15 protein-coding genes and 2 pseudogenes are annotated in these 15,706 nt (G+C 63.4%); 3 read left to right on the forward strand and 14 right to left on the reverse strand.

Annotation, left to right across the window (positions count from 1 at the left end):
* Positions 1-47: 47 nt before the first annotated feature.
* Positions 48-974 (reverse strand): LysR substrate-binding domain-containing protein, encoded by a 927-nt coding sequence (locus VCJ09_RS14110; protein WP_324730801.1) that lies wholly within the window; start codon positions 972-974, stop codon positions 48-50.
* Positions 975-1,116: 142 nt separating this feature from the next.
* On the opposite strand from VCJ09_RS14110, the gene VCJ09_RS14115 reads away from it, so the two are divergent.
* Positions 1,117-2,034 carry a DMT family transporter gene (locus VCJ09_RS14115; RefSeq protein WP_324734668.1) on the forward strand — a complete coding sequence of 306 codons (918 nt, stop codon included), beginning with the start codon at positions 1,117-1,119 and terminating at the stop codon, positions 2,032-2,034.
* 380 nt (positions 2,035-2,414) lie between these two features.
* On the forward strand, positions 2,415-2,807 hold the full coding sequence (locus tag VCJ09_RS14120) for a GFA family protein (RefSeq protein WP_324730802.1): 393 nt from the start codon (positions 2,415-2,417) through the stop codon (positions 2,805-2,807).
* 17 nt (positions 2,808-2,824) lie between these two features.
* On the opposite strand, the pseudogene VCJ09_RS14125 reads toward VCJ09_RS14120, so the two are convergent.
* Both VCJ09_RS14125 and VCJ09_RS14130 read right to left on the reverse strand, forming a co-directional pair.
* Positions 2,825-3,166 (reverse strand): annotated as a pseudogene (locus VCJ09_RS14125) (peptidase dimerization domain-containing protein); the annotation flags it as partial.
* Between the two features lie 59 nt (positions 3,167-3,225).
* Positions 3,226-4,050, reverse strand: coding sequence for an alpha/beta fold hydrolase (locus VCJ09_RS14130; RefSeq protein WP_324730803.1), 825 nt, complete (start codon positions 4,048-4,050; stop codon positions 3,226-3,228).
* Positions 4,051-4,210: 160 nt separating this feature from the next.
* Here VCJ09_RS14130 and VCJ09_RS14135 point away from each other — a divergent pair, with 160 nt between their 5' ends.
* Positions 4,211-4,534: a 2OG-Fe(II) oxygenase gene (locus VCJ09_RS14135; RefSeq protein WP_324730804.1), complete on the forward strand. Its 324-nt coding sequence runs from the start codon at positions 4,211-4,213 to the stop codon at positions 4,532-4,534.
* A gap of 220 nt (positions 4,535-4,754) precedes the next feature.
* Here VCJ09_RS14135 and argE read toward each other — a convergent pair whose 3' ends face one another.
* The 11 genes and pseudogenes from argE to cbiB form a co-directional block, all read right to left on the reverse strand.
* Complete coding sequence (gene argE, locus VCJ09_RS14140; protein ID WP_324730805.1) at positions 4,755-5,912, reverse strand: acetylornithine deacetylase; 1,158 nt, start codon at positions 5,910-5,912, stop codon at positions 4,755-4,757.
* A 73-nt stretch (positions 5,913-5,985) separates the two neighbouring features.
* Positions 5,986-6,660 carry a DUF1028 domain-containing protein gene (locus VCJ09_RS14145; RefSeq protein ID WP_324730806.1) on the reverse strand — a complete coding sequence of 225 codons (675 nt, stop codon included), beginning with the start codon at positions 6,658-6,660 and terminating at the stop codon, positions 5,986-5,988.
* Positions 6,661-6,803: 143 nt separating this feature from the next.
* Complete coding sequence (locus VCJ09_RS14150; RefSeq protein WP_079202324.1) at positions 6,804-7,214, reverse strand: RidA family protein; 411 nt, start codon at positions 7,212-7,214, stop codon at positions 6,804-6,806.
* Positions 7,214-8,604: pseudogene (locus tag VCJ09_RS14155) on the reverse strand (flavin-containing monooxygenase). The gene VCJ09_RS14150 and the pseudogene VCJ09_RS14155 overlap by 1 nt, the downstream one beginning before the upstream one ends.
* 743 nt (positions 8,605-9,347) lie before the next feature.
* Positions 9,348-10,073 (reverse strand): adenosylcobinamide-GDP ribazoletransferase, encoded by a 726-nt coding sequence (locus VCJ09_RS14160; RefSeq protein ID WP_324730807.1) that lies wholly within the window; start codon positions 10,071-10,073, stop codon positions 9,348-9,350.
* Positions 10,070-10,645 (reverse strand): alpha-ribazole phosphatase family protein, encoded by a 576-nt coding sequence (gene cobC, locus VCJ09_RS14165; RefSeq protein WP_324730808.1) that lies wholly within the window; start codon positions 10,643-10,645, stop codon positions 10,070-10,072. The genes VCJ09_RS14160 and cobC overlap by 4 nt, the downstream gene beginning before the upstream one ends.
* Positions 10,642-11,697, reverse strand: a complete 1,056-nt coding sequence (cobT, locus tag VCJ09_RS14170) for a nicotinate-nucleotide--dimethylbenzimidazole phosphoribosyltransferase (RefSeq protein WP_324730809.1) — start codon at positions 11,695-11,697, stop codon at positions 10,642-10,644. The genes cobC and cobT overlap by 4 nt, the downstream gene beginning before the upstream one ends.
* Positions 11,694-12,215, reverse strand: a complete 522-nt coding sequence (cobU, locus tag VCJ09_RS14175; protein WP_324730810.1) for a bifunctional adenosylcobinamide kinase/adenosylcobinamide-phosphate guanylyltransferase — start codon at positions 12,213-12,215, stop codon at positions 11,694-11,696. Before cobU ends, cobT begins: the two co-directional genes overlap by 4 nt.
* Before the next feature lie 126 nt (positions 12,216-12,341).
* The gene (locus tag VCJ09_RS14180; protein ID WP_324730811.1) at positions 12,342-13,793 is read right to left on the reverse strand and encodes a cobyric acid synthase; all 1,452 of its coding nucleotides are present in this window, start codon (positions 13,791-13,793) and stop codon (positions 12,342-12,344) included.
* Positions 13,790-14,782: a threonine-phosphate decarboxylase CobD gene (cobD, locus tag VCJ09_RS14185; RefSeq protein ID WP_324730812.1), complete on the reverse strand. Its 993-nt coding sequence runs from the start codon at positions 14,780-14,782 to the stop codon at positions 13,790-13,792. Before cobD ends, VCJ09_RS14180 begins: the two co-directional genes overlap by 4 nt.
* A complete protein-coding gene (gene cbiB, locus VCJ09_RS14190) occupies positions 14,775-15,683 on the reverse strand; it encodes an adenosylcobinamide-phosphate synthase CbiB (protein WP_324730813.1) in 909 nt (302 codons plus the stop codon). The genes cobD and cbiB overlap by 8 nt, the downstream gene beginning before the upstream one ends.
* Positions 15,684-15,706 lie beyond the last annotated feature (23 nt).

The following is a 15,706-nucleotide window of genomic DNA, read 5'->3' on the forward strand; positions in this document are numbered from 1 at the left end:
CGCACAGCGCTCTAACTCTGGCCCGCTCCAAGTTTGTGCTCCAGTCGTTAAACCTCTGAGCGTGGGGATGGGATGCAACGATTCGTGGCGCCCTCTATCAACCAATCCCTGAATAGCGTTGTGGCTGCGGACATTGGCCGGACGAGGTCATGCACGACGAACTCGGCAAGTCCGGTTTCAACCAAAAAATCAGTCACGCGCACCAATTCGCCCTTATTTATCGCCTCTGCCGCCATGAAGTCCCAAACGAGGCCAATCCCCCCACCTTGTTGAATCGCAGCGTAAGTCAGAGTGAGTTGGTTGAAGGTGGGATCGGACTTAGGCGACTGGTAGGCAATATCAAAGTGAGCAAACCAGTCACGCCACTCGATACAGTCCCATGCCGAAGCCAACTGGATTAGTGGCAGTCCTGCCAGTTCCTCGAGCGTTTGCGCTGCGCTACCTGCAATCCCAGGGCGAGCCACCGGATAGATGACTTCGGCGATAAGCGCTGTCGCCTCCAGGCTCGGCCAGTCACCGCCACCATAGAGAATCGCCAGATCATGGTCGGGAACCATGAAAGGCATGATCTCGTTACTGGCATGGATGTGGATGGTGATTTCCGGGTGCACGGCATTGAAACTGAGCAGGCGTGGAAATAGCCAAAACTGCGAGACGGCATGGGTCGCCAGCACGGTGACGGTATTGGGATGGTGAGTTGCACTAATCCGCTGCCCCGTCACATGGATGCGTTGCAGTGCTGGCACGACCTCCTGCTGGTAGAGCACGCCCGCCGTTGAAAGCTCGACGCCCCGTGCACCCCGCATGAACAGGGCGACGCCCAGTGCCTGCTCGAGTGTGCGCACTTGTTTACTGACCGCGCTTTGAGTCACGCAGAGTTCATCGGCGGCGCGGGTGAAACTGCCCAAGCGGGCAACGGACTCGAAAGCAATTAACGTATCGAGCGGAGGAAGATGGCGAAAGCGTCCGGACATTAAGTTTTCTCGACTATCGGTATGCCTGTACGGAATAGCAGCATGCAGCAATGTCGCTGCAAGACCCCAGAACTATACCGTAAGGTCGCTGCCTTTACTGAGGAGGTAGAGCGACATGAGAACAGCAATAGTCCATGGAGGCATGGCAGGAGCCCTATGGGGAGCCGTGATCGTCGCGCCCGCTCTGATCCCGGACGTTCACCCAGTGGTGATCAGTTGCGTACGGTTTCTGCTCTACGGGTTGTTTGCGACCCTGGTAGCGCTGCCCAACGCGCGCGCGCTGCTTACCCGCCTGACTCGCCAGGATCAGCTCCTACTGCTTGAGCTGGCACTGACTGGCAACCTGGTGTACTTCATTCTATTGAGTGCGGCAGTGCAGCATGCCGGCGTCGCCACTGCATCCCTTATCAATGGACTGATTCCTGTAGCAGTGATGCTCATGGGCCGCCGCTTCAGTCAGGCCAGCCTGCGCTCAATGCTGGCCTCGCTCGCGCTGATCTTCACCGGCATCATCTGGATCAACCTTCCCGCAGTCATGCAGGTCATTCGCGGCGAAGGCAGCATGCGGCAGGTTCTGGGCGCCGTTTACGCAGGACTCGGCGTGCTGTCATGGTCATGGTTTGCACTACGCAATGCCCATCAGCTCAAGACAGGCCGCTTCAGCCCTCGTGAATGGTCAACGCTGCTGGGCATAACAACCGGCTTCGTGGCCCTGCTGCTGACAGTAGTGGTGATCCTGGCTCAAACGCAGCTATTACCAACCGACCTGAGTTCCGGGCGCCTCTCCATCTTTTTGGTTACAGCCTTGTTCATGGCCATTGCTGGCTCCTGGGTAGCCAACGCCCTGTGGAACGCATCGGCCCAACGCTTGCCAGTATCCATCGGCGGTCAATTGATCATCTTCGAAACCCTTTGCGCCCTGTTCTACAGCTATCTGCTGGCCTGGACGCTACCAAGCGCTGCGGAAATGCTCGGCATTTTGTTAGTACTAGGCAGCGTGTTCTGGACGATCCGGGCTGAAGGCCGAAGCGCTGTGCACGGACGACGGCAAGTGACCTAATGCGAAAGATTAATCTCGCGCCGGGAGCGGCAACCAGGGCCTTGCAGCCGGGCTCAGCTTGAGTAACGCGCTATGTTCCTCTGCGACCAATAGTGAAAGTCCGTTTCACGCCCTGAGCAAGTCAGTCAACCCTGTTCGGCAGCAACCGATCCTTTGCACTCGTTTAGTTGCTATTTTCACAAACACCGAGAATGGCCGTTTGCGAGGTCACGCCGGCGCGTCACTCGGAAAGACCGGCCTTGCGGTAGCCATCAAGGAAATGCTCAAGCGCCGCAGCGTCGCGCAAAAGCTCCGTCGTGGCCCAGTGGGTAGAGCATCGCGGACGCCCAACGGGGTTCGTTGTAAATATTCCGACTGCTTGATTTTAGAGGAGACGCCGCATGGACCGATTCACGGGTGGTTGCCTCTGCGGCAACGTCCGAATTGTGGCATCCGGACTCCCTTACCGGATCGGCCTTTGTCACTGCCTCGACTGCCGCAAGCATCATGGGGCCCTTTTTCACGCTTCCGCGGTGTTCCCTCAGGATGCGGTGACGATCGATGGCGAAACCCGCGACTACGCCGGGCGGTTTTTCTGTCCCCGCTGCGGCTCGTCCATTTTCGCCCGCACCGCAGACGAAATCGAAGTGAACCTAGGATCCCTGGATGCCCCTGACCAACTGATGCCAACCTACGAAAGCTGGATCGTCCGTCGCGAGTCCTGGTTGCCGCCGTTTCCGCTCACGAGACGATACCAGCGCGATCGTGACGCTACGGGTCGCGTTGAGGAGTAGTGGGTACGAACGGTGCGATCGAAGTCCGGCAGGGCGCGCACCTCGAAGTCGAACAGGCACTCGGCCGGGACTATGTTCAGCGCCCTGCCCCCCTGAATCACTCCGGTTTGCACGGTCGAGACGGCGGATCGAGCGTGGGTCGTGCAACGCCACGCGCGGCAACTGCTCGCCTATCTCGCCCAACTGCCAACCAAGTGCGCGGCGTATTCGATGACGTTGCCCCCGAGGCGCATAAGCCGAGTCACAGGCGGCGCCCTGCACCTGGCAGCGCGTGGCCAGCTTGCCCTTGTGGCCGAGCACCGGCTTCAGCTTGGTGGGTTCGCCGATGATACAGGCGATGGCTTGTGCGGCCCTCGCTCACTGAAAGGGGGAGTAATTTATGGTTAATCACTCCCCCTTTGATTGACGAACGGGGCTCTTAGCGGGCCAGGAATTCCCCGATCAAGCGCGAGACTTCTTCCGGCTGTTCATCGGTGACCCAGTGACCGGCATCCTTGACCCAGACCAACTTGGCACCGGGGATGGCCTCGGTAAGCATCGGTGCATACCCGGGCTTTTGGAAGTTGTCCTTGTCGCCCCACAGCACCAGGGTGTCGTGCTCGACATTTTTGAGATCATCGGCAATCGCCTGGGTGTACTCCTTGTTGAGACGGCGCATGTTGCGGAAGAACGCTGCCTTGCCCGCGGCACTGTTCCACGGCTTTACGTAGATCTCGCTGAGCTCTTCGGTCATTACCGCCGGGTTGTGCACACCCTTGGGCATGAAGTCGCGCATGATGCCGATGAACGTCTCGACGCTCGTGGCCTGTTCGACACCAGGTTCCAGCAGCGATTTGAATTCCGGAATCGGCCAGGAATCGAAGCAGACGCTGTCGATCAGCACCTGACGCAGTACTTTTTCCGGATGATTGACCGCCATCAACTGACCGATTCCGCCACCAATGTCATGAGAGACGATGTCTGCGCTGGGAATGCCGAGCGCATCCATCAGCTTGATGATGATCCGGCACTGGGCATTGATCGAGACATCGGCATCCAGTGGCATGTCGGACTCACCATAATTGAGCATGTCCGGCGCGATCACTCGGTGCTGCGCCGCCAGGCTCGGCATCACGTCTCGCCACATCAGTTTGTTGGTGGGGATACCGTGGATCAGGATCACCGGACGCCCTTCGCCCATTTCCTGATATGCGATCCGATGGCCTTCGATCATGGCGTACTGCGTGACGACTTGCGTATTCATACCAACCTCGTATTTCGTGTGTATTGGCAACCACTTGGCCGCCCAATGATGTGGAACGCCAATCACCTTAAAGATATTTGAATGTTCGTTCAAATAGTTTTTGAGCAATCGTTCAAAATACGATTTAATACGCTTCATTGATTCTTTCGGAGACCTCCGCATGGGCCGCGTCATCAACCGTAGCTTGCTCAACACCCGACGCCTGACCGTCAATCTGGTCACCTACCCAGAAGGCCATCGTGTGATGCGCCACAATGACCCCATCGGTAGCGGCAGCTACTACAAGCTCAATTTTGTAGTAATGAAACCTATTGAAGGTGGAGTTTTCGAGACAGATCGCGTCATTTTCTCCATTTTTAATCGCGTCACCCTGTTCCGGCCCGATCTGTACGATCACAGTGTCTCGACCATCATGCGTGGCAAGCGCGTGCTGCTGAGCATCGCGCTGCATGCACCCTGGGGCTCCGCTGCTCAGGAACAATGACATGGCAGACGCACTTGAAAACGGCGACAAACAAGAAGAGGACGCACTGGGGCGTCCTCTTCACCTCTCACACGTTTATCAGGCCTGACGGCTTGTCTCAGCAATTACTCAGGGCGGCTGCAGTGCGACCCAGTACAGCCCCGCGAAGTCTCCCTCGTCGGTGGCGACCCGTATCGTCGGGTAGACGGTATTGGCCTTGATGTGACGGGCACGGGGTGACTCACACTGGGTTCAGCATCCAGCCTGCCAAGCGCACGAGCATGGCGTCGCAACTATCCAGCTGTTCGACGCTAACGAATTCGTCGGGCTTGTGCCCCTGCGCCATGCTGCCTGGGCCGCAGACCACGGTGGGGATGCCAGCCTGGTGGAACAGGCCGCCCTCGGTGCCGAAGGCCACGGTGCCGAACTCGCGGCTAGCGCTGATCAGCGCCAGCAGCTCGGCCACTTGACTGTGCGGGTCGGTGGCCAGGCCCGGATAGGCCGACAACGGCTGAAAGGCGATGGAAGTCTCGGCGCTGCGCGCACGCATCGCCGGCAATAGCTGGCTTTCGGCGTAGCCGGCCAGCTGCTCGACCACCTGCTGAGCATCGAAGTCCGGCAGGGCGCGGATCTCGAAGTCGAACTGGCACTCGGCCGGGACTATGTTCAGCGCCCTGCCCCCCTGAATCACGCCCGTTTGCACGGTGGAGAATGGCGGATCGAAACGTGGGTCGTGCAGCTCCACGCGCGCCAACTGCTCGCCTATCTCGCCCAGCTTGCCGATCAGGCGCGCGGCATATTCGATGGCGTTGACCCCCTGGGGCGCATAGGCCGAATGACAGGCGGCGCCCTGCACCTGGCAGCGCATGGCCAGTTTGCCCTTATGGCCGAGTACCGGCTTCAGCTCAGTGGGTTCGCCGATGATGCAGGCAATAGGCTTGTGCGGTCGCCGCTCGAGTTCGGCCAGCAAGGAGCGCACGCCGAGGCAACCGACTTCCTCGTCGTAGGAGAAGGCCAGGTGCAGCGGCACGCGCAGCGGCTGGGCGAGAAAGCGCGGCACGGCGGCCAACACGCAGGCGATATAGCCCTTCATGTCGGCGCTGCCGCGCCCGTACAACTTGCCGTCACGCTCGGTCAGCTGGAATGGCTCGACCGTCCAGGCCTGGCCGGCCACCGGCACCACATCGGTGTGGCCGGACAACACCACGCCACCACGATCATCAGGACCGATGGTGGCGAACAGGTTGGCCTTGCTGCGCTCGGCGTTGTAATCCAGCTCGCACGCCACCCCCTGCCCCTTGAGGTAGTGGTGGATAAACTCGATCAGCGCCAGGTTGGACTCGCGGCTGACGGTGTTGAAGGCAATCAACTTGGCCAGCAGGTCGCGGCTGGTGGGCATGGGGACTCCTTGTGGCTGAAGCAACAGAGTTGATGGGTCTCGCTGCGTGCAACCCACCCTACGGATCGACTGCCTACTCGTTGCCCGGCACGCCGTAACTGGGGGCGGCAGTCGGGTCGAGCGCGCGGGTCAGGTAGTCCTGCATCTGCGGGCGGTAGGCCTGCCAGAGCTGATCGAGCTGGCCGAGCGGGTCTTCGTCGGCCCAGTCCACCCGCAGGTCGACGATCGGCCAGATCAGCTCGCCGACCACCGAGAGCGCCGCCGAATGCACCGGCCCGGCTTCGCCACCCGCGGCCACGGCGGCGTGCATGGCGGCCAGCAGGCGCTCGGGCAAACTGCCCTCGGCCTGTTCGAAGGCTGCCACCATGGCCGCGATGACCTCAGTCCCGGCCAGCAGATTGCCGGCGGCGACGCAGTGCTCGCCAGCCAGCGCGTTGCTAATGCCCAGCGACTGAGTACCGCTGAACAGCGCGCTGCGCCCCTGGCTGTCGATCACCGCGACCTGGCGGTACTGGCTCCAGCCATTGCTACTCAGCGCTTGCTCCAGCGCGGCGGCGGGTTCCTGACCGGCATCCAGCAGGTCGAGAATCTGCGGGCCAAGCGCCGGCAGGGTAATGTTCTGCGTGGCTACCGCACCGACCCCGGCGCGCAGCCAGGGACAACGGGCGCCCACGGCAATGCTCGAAGAGCTGATGGCGATGCCCAGCTGACCGGTTTCGGCGCAGTGACCGACGATGGAGAACGTCATAAAACCTCCTTAAACAAAAGATCTTGAAAGCGTCACGAGCGACGCTCAGGCAAGGCGAGGACCGTCGAAAAAAGCGGAGTCTGCTGCTGCACATGAGCATTTTCAGACGGTCCTTAACCCAGCCTGAGCGAGCGCAGTAGCTGTCAGTCGGGGATCACGGCGATCACGTCGATCTCCATCAGCCACTGCGGCTGACCGAGGGCAGTGACCACCAGGCCGGTGGAAATCGGGAATACCCCTTTCAACCACTTGCCGACTTCCTGGTAGACCGGCTCGCGGTAGCGCGGGTCGATCAGGTAGGTGGTGGTCTTGACGATATGACTGAGGTCGCTGCCGGCTTCCTCGAGCAGTTGCTTGACGTTCTTCATCGCCTGCTCGGCCTGCGCCTGCGGGTCGCCGAGACCGACCAGGCGACCCTCGAAGTCGGTACCGACCTGGCCGCGCACGTACACGGTGTTACCGGCACGCACCGCCTGGCACAGGTCGTTGTCCAGGCTCTGGTTGGGGTAGGTCTGTTTAGTGTTGAACATGCGGATGCGGGTATGAGTAGGCATCAACTTACTCCCATCAGGCTGGCTTTCTGGACGTGCGAATTGGGGTTTGGGGCATCAAGCCTTGCCTTTCGCTCAGCCTCTGCATGGCGTTGCGCGGCATCTCGATAGGCGAGATAGGTGCGCTGTTTAACGATGTGCTCAGCAATATGCTTGGCATCGTGCCAAACGCCCCAGATGAACGCGGAGCCACGACGCGACAGCCACGGCAGGCCGACGAAATAGACACCAGGCTCGCTGGAAACCCCGCGCTGATGCTGTGGTTTGCCGTTTGCGTTGCAGGCATTGACCTTCAGCCAGCTGTAATCAACTGAATAGCCGGTTGCCCAGATGATCGAGGTAACGCCGGCCTCGGCCAGATCGAGTTGAAGAAGCGGATGGCTCACACAGTGCGGATCCGCAAGCATGCTGCGGGCTTCAGGTTCTTGCGGAAGGTCGAGGCCATTGCGGGCAATGTAGGCGTCAGCCGCATCCAGCAGCGCCAGATAGTTCTCGTCGCCGCGAGCCAGGTTGTCTGCAAGATTCGCTTCGAAGCTCACCACACCCTCATTGAACGATTTAGTCAGACCAACCAGCGTCATCCCCTGCTCGGCAAGCCTGCGGAAGTCAACCGTATGGCCGCCACGCGCACCGCTTACGGCAATGGTGACGTGTTCCTTGCCCGGCTGAACGGCCTCGGCATCCCATTCGCCGAGAACCCCCAGCCACCAGCAGAAGTCACGGTTGCGATAGGCGCGCGGAGGACGGTCGTGCGCGCCTACGGAAAGGTAAACCTGCTTGCCGGCACGTTGCAGTTCATCGGCGATCTGCACGCCCGACGACCCGGCACCCACCACCAGAACCGCACCTTCGGGCAGTTGTTGCGGATTACGGTATTCGGCCGAGTGGATCTGCGTGATGTTGTTATCTTCAGGCGCGATCGGCGGAATAACAGGGCGCTGGAAGGGGCCGGTTGCGACAACCACCTGATTGGCCTCGATCACGCCCTCGGAGGTTTCAATCGTGAAACCCGGCCGGTCCGCATTGCGCTGCACCTTCTGCACGTCCACACCGGTGCGGATAGGCGCGTTGAACTTCTTGGCATAGGCTTCGAAGTAGTCCGCCACCTGCTCTTTCGCGGCAAAGGCGTCGGGGTCGAGACCCTCGAATCCAAGCCCCGGAAAACGGTCGTGCCAGGCCGGGCCATTGGCAACCAGCGAATCCCAGCGCCCGGTACGCCAGGCTTCGGCGATACGCTTGCGCTCCAGAACGAGGTGGGCTACGCCGAGGTTGCTCAGATGTTCGCTCATGGCCACGCCAGCCTGACCGGCGCCAATAACCAGCGTATCTATTTGTATTTTTTCAACTGTCATGTCTGTGTCCTTCGCAAGGCGCTTTGATTCAGGTCGCTCATGGCTGCTGCCGCTGATGCCAATCATTGCTGCTCTACTGTTGCGGCTATCCGTGGGGGTGTTGGCTGCATTCTGTTCGGAGCCAGGGATTTGCGAAATTATGATTTTTGTAGTCGCTGGCTAGGAAAAAGCTGCCCGCACGCAAACGCGCGGCCCGCATGGCCGAAGGCTTTGGATATAGGTTGTTTAGCGTCATGCGTGAGCAATTAGCTAACTTCGCGCCCCCACGGCGCTCGCAGAATCACCCCGCACTGCCCTGCCACGCAGAGGATTGCTGAGCGGCATGCGCCTGCCAGCGCCCGCCCCCCAGCAGCGAAAGCGCCCCATGCAGCCGGCCGAGTTGTGGGGCGCGCTTGCAGAATTCCGGGCTCGGCCCGGATGAAAAACCTACTGAGGGATCACGCCTAGTGTCGTGTCAATCATGAAATGTCGGATCATTGTAGGGTGGGTCGGGCCGCGCAGGTTAGCGGCGCCAAGCTCCGAACGTTCAGGCAGCGCTATCGTGGCGCGCCGCGTAACCCACCAGGCGATAGGCCTGCGTCGCGCCGATGGTGGGTTACGGCGCAACGGATCTTGCAGGCTCATCGCTATCGGTAGCATGCGCCTAACCCACCCTACAGGGATCGCGGTACATGGGTAAGATCGCGATTAACAGGCATTTAAACGTTGTCGTGACACTAGCCGTCCCCAACAGGTTCGACTCTTTGGCGTGTTGTGGCCGCGGCCTACTCAGGCCGCACGCCGTTCACAGCGCCAAGGCTACCAGCACCGCACATTCCGCCAGTTCCAGCATGGCGCCTGCGGTATCGCCGGTGGTGCCGCCGAGGCGCTGCAGCAGCAGCTGGCGCAGCCAGGCGAACAGCAACCCAGCCACCAGCAGCGCCAGCACGCCGGGCCAGCCGAACAGCAGCAGCGCCGCGGCATGCGCCGCCAGCAGCCAGGGCAACTGCTGGCGCGGCAAGTGTTCGGCCAACGCCTGACCCAGGCCGCCGGCACGCACATAAGGGGTAGTGAGGAACAGCAGCGGCACCAGCCCGCGCGCCAGCCAGGGCACCATGAGCAGCAGCGCGCCCTCGCCCGCCTCCAGCAAGGCCACCAGCGCGGCGAACTTGAGCAGCAACACCAGCACCAACACCACCACGGCAATCGGTCCGCTGCGCGGGTCTTGCATGATCTCGAGGGTGCGCTGCTGGTCGCCGAAGCCGCCGACCCAGGCATCGCCCGTATCGGCCAGGCCATCCAGGTGCAGGCCACCGGTGATGCCCACCCAGACCGCCAGCAGCAGCGCCGCCTGCAACAGCAAGGGCGTGCCGCCGAGCAGCTGTTGCAGACCGAGCAGCAGCAGGCCAAGCAACAGCCCCACCACGGGATACCAGAGCAGCGAACGGCCAACCTGCTGCGGTGCCGGCATCCCCGCCAGGCTGATGGGCAAGCGGGTGAGGAACTGCAGGGCGATCAGCAAAGGCGTCATGCCAGCTCCAGCAACTGACCGTCCGCCTCAACCCGCAGGCGAAAACGTTCGGCGTGAGCGACCTGCACCAGCAGCAACTCGGCGCGCGGCAAACCCCGCGCCCGCGCCAGCAGCAGGCGCATGACCCCGCCGTGAGTGATCAGCAGCACGCGCTCACCGGCATGGCGGACCTGCAGGCGCTGCACGGCGGCCAGCACCCGCGCTTCGAAGGCCAGCAGCGGCTCGCCTTCGGGCGGAGTAAAGGCATAGGGATCGGCCCAGAACCGCCCGAGCGCCTCGGCGTCGGTCTGCATCAAATCGGCGCTGCTACGACCTTCCCAGGCGCCGAAATGCAGCTCCTGCAAGTCAGGTTCCAGGCGCAAGGGCACGCCGTGTTGCCCGGCCAGCTCCTCGGCGAATCGCGCGCAACGTTGCAACGGTGAGCTGATCACTCGATCCCAGGGTCCGGCTGCGAGTACCGAGCCGCGCAACTGCGCCCAGCCCTGCTCGGTCAAGGCATCGTCGAGACTGCCGCGCAGGCCGCCGCCCAGCTCGGTTTCGCCGTGGCGCAGCAGTTCCAGGTGCAGGCTCATGCCGGACGCTCGGCCACAGCGGCCTCGGCGAAGGTGGCCATCTCGTTATGCAGCCGGCAGGCCAGTTGCAGCAATGGCACGGCCAACGCCGCACCACTGCCCTCGCCCAGGCGCAGACCCAGCTGCAACAGCGGCTCGGCCGCCAAGGCCTGGAGCACCAACTGGTGCCCCGGCTCGGCACCCTGATGAGCGAACAGCAGCCACTCACGGCAGCTCGGGTTGAGGCGCACCGCGGTCAGTGCCGCGACGCTGCAGATAAAGCCGTCGACCAGCACCGGCAGCCCCTGCTGAGCGCAGGCCAGGTAGGCGCCGACCAGGGCGGCGATCTCGAAACCGCCGAGGCGTTCAAGCGCCAGCAACGGGTCATGCAGCGCGGCGCCGTGCAAGGCCAAGGCGCGCTCGATCACCGCCGCCTTGTGCGCCACGCCAGCGGCATCCAGCCCGGTGCCGGGGCCGACCAGGGCGGTCGCCGACTGGTTCAACAGGGCGCAGGCCAGGGCGCTGGCGGCGGTGGTGTTGCCGATGCCCATTTCGCCGCCGATAAACAGTTCACTACCGGCCTGCTGGGCGCGCAGCACGCTGTCGCGCCCAGCCTGCAAGGCCGCGCTGGCCTGCTCCGGGCTCATCGCCGGACCACGGGCGAAGTTCTGCGTGCCGGCGCCGATCTGCAACACGCGCACACCCGGCAGCGGCGGCGTCGGCACTGCGGTGCCGAGGTCGATCACTTCCAGGCTGGCGCCCAGCTGCCGCGCCAACACGCTGATCGCCGCGCCGCCGCCGACGAAGTTGGCCAGCATCTGCCCGGTGACGGCCTGTGGGAAAGCCGACACGCCTTCCGCGACCACGCCATGGTCGGCGGCGAAAATGCTGATCCACAGCCGCTCGATGCTTGGCCGCTCACAGCCTTGCAGGCCGGCCAACTGAATCGCCAGCTGCTCCAACTGGCCGAGCGAGCCGGCCGGCTTGGTCAGTTGCTGCTGACGCGCCGCGGCCTTGGCCTGCATGGCCTGATCCACCGGCTTGGCACCGGCCAGCCACCATGCGTGCGTCATAGCCCCTCCCCCCTCAAGACCATCGGTAAACCCGCCACCGTAAAAATCACCCGCTGACAACGCTCGGCCAGGGCCTGATGCAGCCAGCCGGCTTCGTCGACATAGCGGCGGGTCAGCTCGCCCAGTGGCACCACGCCCAGGCCGGTCTCGTTACTCACCAGAATGATCCGTCCCGGCAGTTCGGCCAGACACGCCAGCAGCGCCTCGCGCTCGGCGTTCAGACGCGCCGGGTCGTCCAGCATCAGCAGGTTGGTCAGCCACAGGGTCAGGCAGTCGACCAGCAGGCAGCGCCCCGCCGCCGCGTGCTCGCGCAGCACCCGGGCCAGCTCGAACGGTTCTTCCAGCAACTCCCAATGTTCCGGACGCCGCGCGCGGTGGTGCTGGATGCGCGCAGTCATTTCGCCGTCCAGCGCCTGGCTGGTGGCGATATAGGTCACCGGCAGAGCGCTGTCGGCGGCCAGCTTCTCGGCCAGACGGCTCTTGCCAGAGCGGGCACCGCCGAGGATCAGTTCAAGCATGTCGATAACCTTTTCAATCAAATGGATGGCGGAGGCCATCTGGGAGGGGCCGAGCGGCGATCCGTTTTAGCCGCGAAACGCTGTATTGCGCTATTTCGCGGCTAAAACCCCTCCCACGAAAGCAGCTCACAGGCCGCACAGCTCGCGCAGTCGGGCGGTATCCAGATGCGCCTCGACCAGATCGGCTAGGCGCTCGATATCGCGCTCGCGCAGGGCGTGGTAGTCGACCGGCTGCACCTCGCGCAGCCCTGCCCAGCGCAGCAGCGCGCTGCAGGCCGCACTCGACTCGAACAGGCCGTGCAGGTAGCTGCCGAGCACCTGGCCATCGGCGCTCAGGGCGCCGTCGCTGCGGCCGTCGTCCAGGCGCACTGCGGCGGCCTTCAGGGCCGGCCCGCTGCTGACCCCGGCGTGAATCTCGTAACCGCTGACGTCGGCATTTTCCAGGAGCAGTTGCCCGCGCACATTGCGCAGCTGCTTCTCCGGTTCCAGCACGGTTGAGAAGTCCAGCAGGGCCAAACCCTGGCTGCTGCCCGCCGCGCCCTCCAGGCCGCGCGGATCATCGATGCGCTGGCCAAGCATCTGCAGACCGCCACAGATGCCCAGCAACTTGCCGCCGTAGCGCAGGTGCTTGGCGATAGCCGTGTCCCAGCCCTGCTCGCGCAGAAACGCCAGGTCGGCGCGCACGCTCTTCGAGCCAGGCAGGATGATCAGGTCGGCGGCGGGTATCGCTTGACCGGGGCCGACAAACGTCAGCTCGACCTGCGGGTGCAGGCGCAGCGGGTCGAAGTCAGTGTGGTTGCTGATGCGCGGCAGCACCGGCACCAGCACCTTGAGCGTCTCGGCCGCCTTGGCGATCTGCCGGGTATCGATGGCGTCCTCGGCTTCCAGGTGGAAATCCATCAGGTAGGGCAGCACGCCGAGCACCGGTTTGCCGGTGCGTTGCTCCAGCCAATCCAGGCCTGGTTGCAGCAGGGTGATATCGCCGCGAAAACGGTTGATCACGAAGCCCTGGACCCGCGCCTGTTCCGACGCACTGAGCAATTCGAGTGTACCTACCAGATGAGCGAAGACGCCGCCCTTGTCGATATCGGCGATCAGGATCACCGGGCAGTCCACTGCCTCGGCGAAGCCCATATTGGCGATGTCGCCGACGCGCAGGTTGATCTCCGCCGGCGAGCCAGCGCCCTCGACCATCACCACCGGATAGGCGGCGGACAGACGCTGGTGCGACTCCAGCACCGCGTTCATCGCCACCTTCTTGTAGTCGTGGTAGGCCACGGCATCCATGCTACTCAGGGCGCGGCCATGGATGATCACCTGGGCGCCGGTGTCGCTATTGGGCTTGAGCAGCACCGGATTCATGTCGCTGTGCGGCGCCAGGCCAGCTGCCTGGGCCTGCACAGCCTGGGCGCGACCGATCTCGCCGCCGTCGGCAGTTACCGCGCTATTGAGCGCCATGTTCTGCGGTTTGAACGGCACCACGGCCACGCCCTGGCGCTTGAGCCAGCGACACAGCGCGGTTACCAGGGTGCTTTTGCCGGCGTCCGAGGTCGTACCTTGAACCATTAGCGTGCTCATGCAAACTCCTTGGCGAATACCTGTAGTGCCTGCTCCAGGCGCAGCCAGCCCTGCTCGTCCGCCGGCAAACCGAAACGCAGGCTGTCGGGGCTGGCGAACAGGCGGGTGAGAATGCCATTACAGGCGAGAAATTCGTGTATCAGGCTGGCCCGCCGATGGACGACCCACTGGAACAAGGCACAGCCACCAGTCGGCGCTAAACCATGGGCGCTGAGCAACACCGCCAGACGCAGACCATCGGCACGCAAGCGCTCGCGTTGCGCTTGCTGACCGAGCTGATCCTGCAACAGCGCCGTTGCGACTACCCTGCTCGGCCCGCTGACAGTCCAGGGCCCAAGCAACTCGGCCAACTGATCGAGCAGCTCTTGCTGCGCCAGGACAAAACCCAGGCGAATGCCGGCCAAACCGAAGAATTTGCCGAACGAGCGCAGCACGACCAGCCCTGGCAGCGCGCTATGCGCCGCCAGGCTGTGCTCGGGGGTGCAATCGATAAAGGCCTCGTCGACTACCAGCCAGCCACCGCGTTCGGCCAGGCGTGCATGCCAGCTCAGCAATTGCTCGGGCGCGAAACGGCGGCCGGTGGGGTTGTTCGGGCTGACCAGCAGCAACACGTCGAGGCGCTCCAGGGCACGGTTGATCCCGCCTTCGCTGAGTTCCAGCAGGCGATGGCCTTCGCGTTGCCAGGCGGCGGCATGTTCGGCATAGGCCGGCGAGACGATGCCGACCCGAGCGTTGCGCCGCAATCGCGGCAGCGCCTGGATCGCCGCCTGGGAGCCAGCCACCGGGAGCAGATTGGCCACCCCGTAATAGTCGCGGGCGGCAACTTCCAGGCCGTCGTCCAGTTCGGGCAGACGTGTCCAGGCCGACGCGGGAATATCCGGCAGCGGCCAACCATAAGGGGCGATACCGGTGGACAGATCCAGCCAGTCACGCAACGGAATGGCAAAATTCAGCGCCGCCGCACGCAAGCGGCCGCCATGTTCAAGCACGATAAAGCTCCCAGAGCACCAGCAGCGCCAGCCACAGCAGCACCCCGGCGTAGACCAGATTGATCGCCCGCTCGATATCCCGCGCCCGCGCTGGCGGGCCCTGACCCAGTTGCGCACGCGGGTGCAATTCGCCGTGATACTCGGCCGCGCCGCCCAGGCTGACGCCGAGGGCACCTGCACCGGCGGCCATCACCGGGCCGGCGTTGGGGCTGTCCCACTGCGGCGCCTGGCGTTGCCAGCAACGTAGCGCCAGGGCCGTCTTGCCGAGCAGCGCATAGGTCAGCGCCACCAACCGCGCCGGCAGGTAATTGAGGACATCGTCGATCTTCGCCGCGGCCCAGCCGAAGCGCTCGAAACGCGGATTGCGGTAGCCCCACATGGCATCCAGGGTATTGCTCAGGCGATAGAGCACCACGCCCGGCGCACCGGCGACGAGGAACCAGAACAGCGCGGCGAATACCGCATCCGCGCCGTTTTCCAGAACCGACTCGGTGCCGGCGCGCGCCACGCCCGAGGCATCCAGCTCGGCGGTGTTGCGGCTGACCATATAACCGACCCGCTCGCGCGCCAGTTGCAGATTGCCCAGGCGCAAGGCCTGGGCCACCGGCAGGGCATGTTCGCCCAGGCTCTTCAAGCCGAGGGCGGCATAGAGAGCAAGTATCTCCACCGCCCAACCGAATACCGGCACCTGCGCGAGCACCCCGACCAGCAGGGTCAAGGGCAGTACCGCCAGACACCAGGCGCTGACTCCATGACTGCGCCAGCCACCGCCGCCGACGTTGAAGCGCTGTTCGATGCGCTCAGCCATGCGCCCGAAGGCCACTAGCGGATGCCAGCCTTTCGGCTCGCCAAGGGCTGCATCCAGCGCCACTCCGGCCACGGCGCCAAGTACCAGGCTCAAGCCCATGCCTCGCTCGCTGGCAA

The organism is Pseudomonas paeninsulae, from assembly GCF_035621475.1.
In the GTDB taxonomy this organism is placed as follows: Bacteria; Pseudomonadota; Gammaproteobacteria; order Pseudomonadales; family Pseudomonadaceae; genus Aquipseudomonas; species Aquipseudomonas paeninsulae.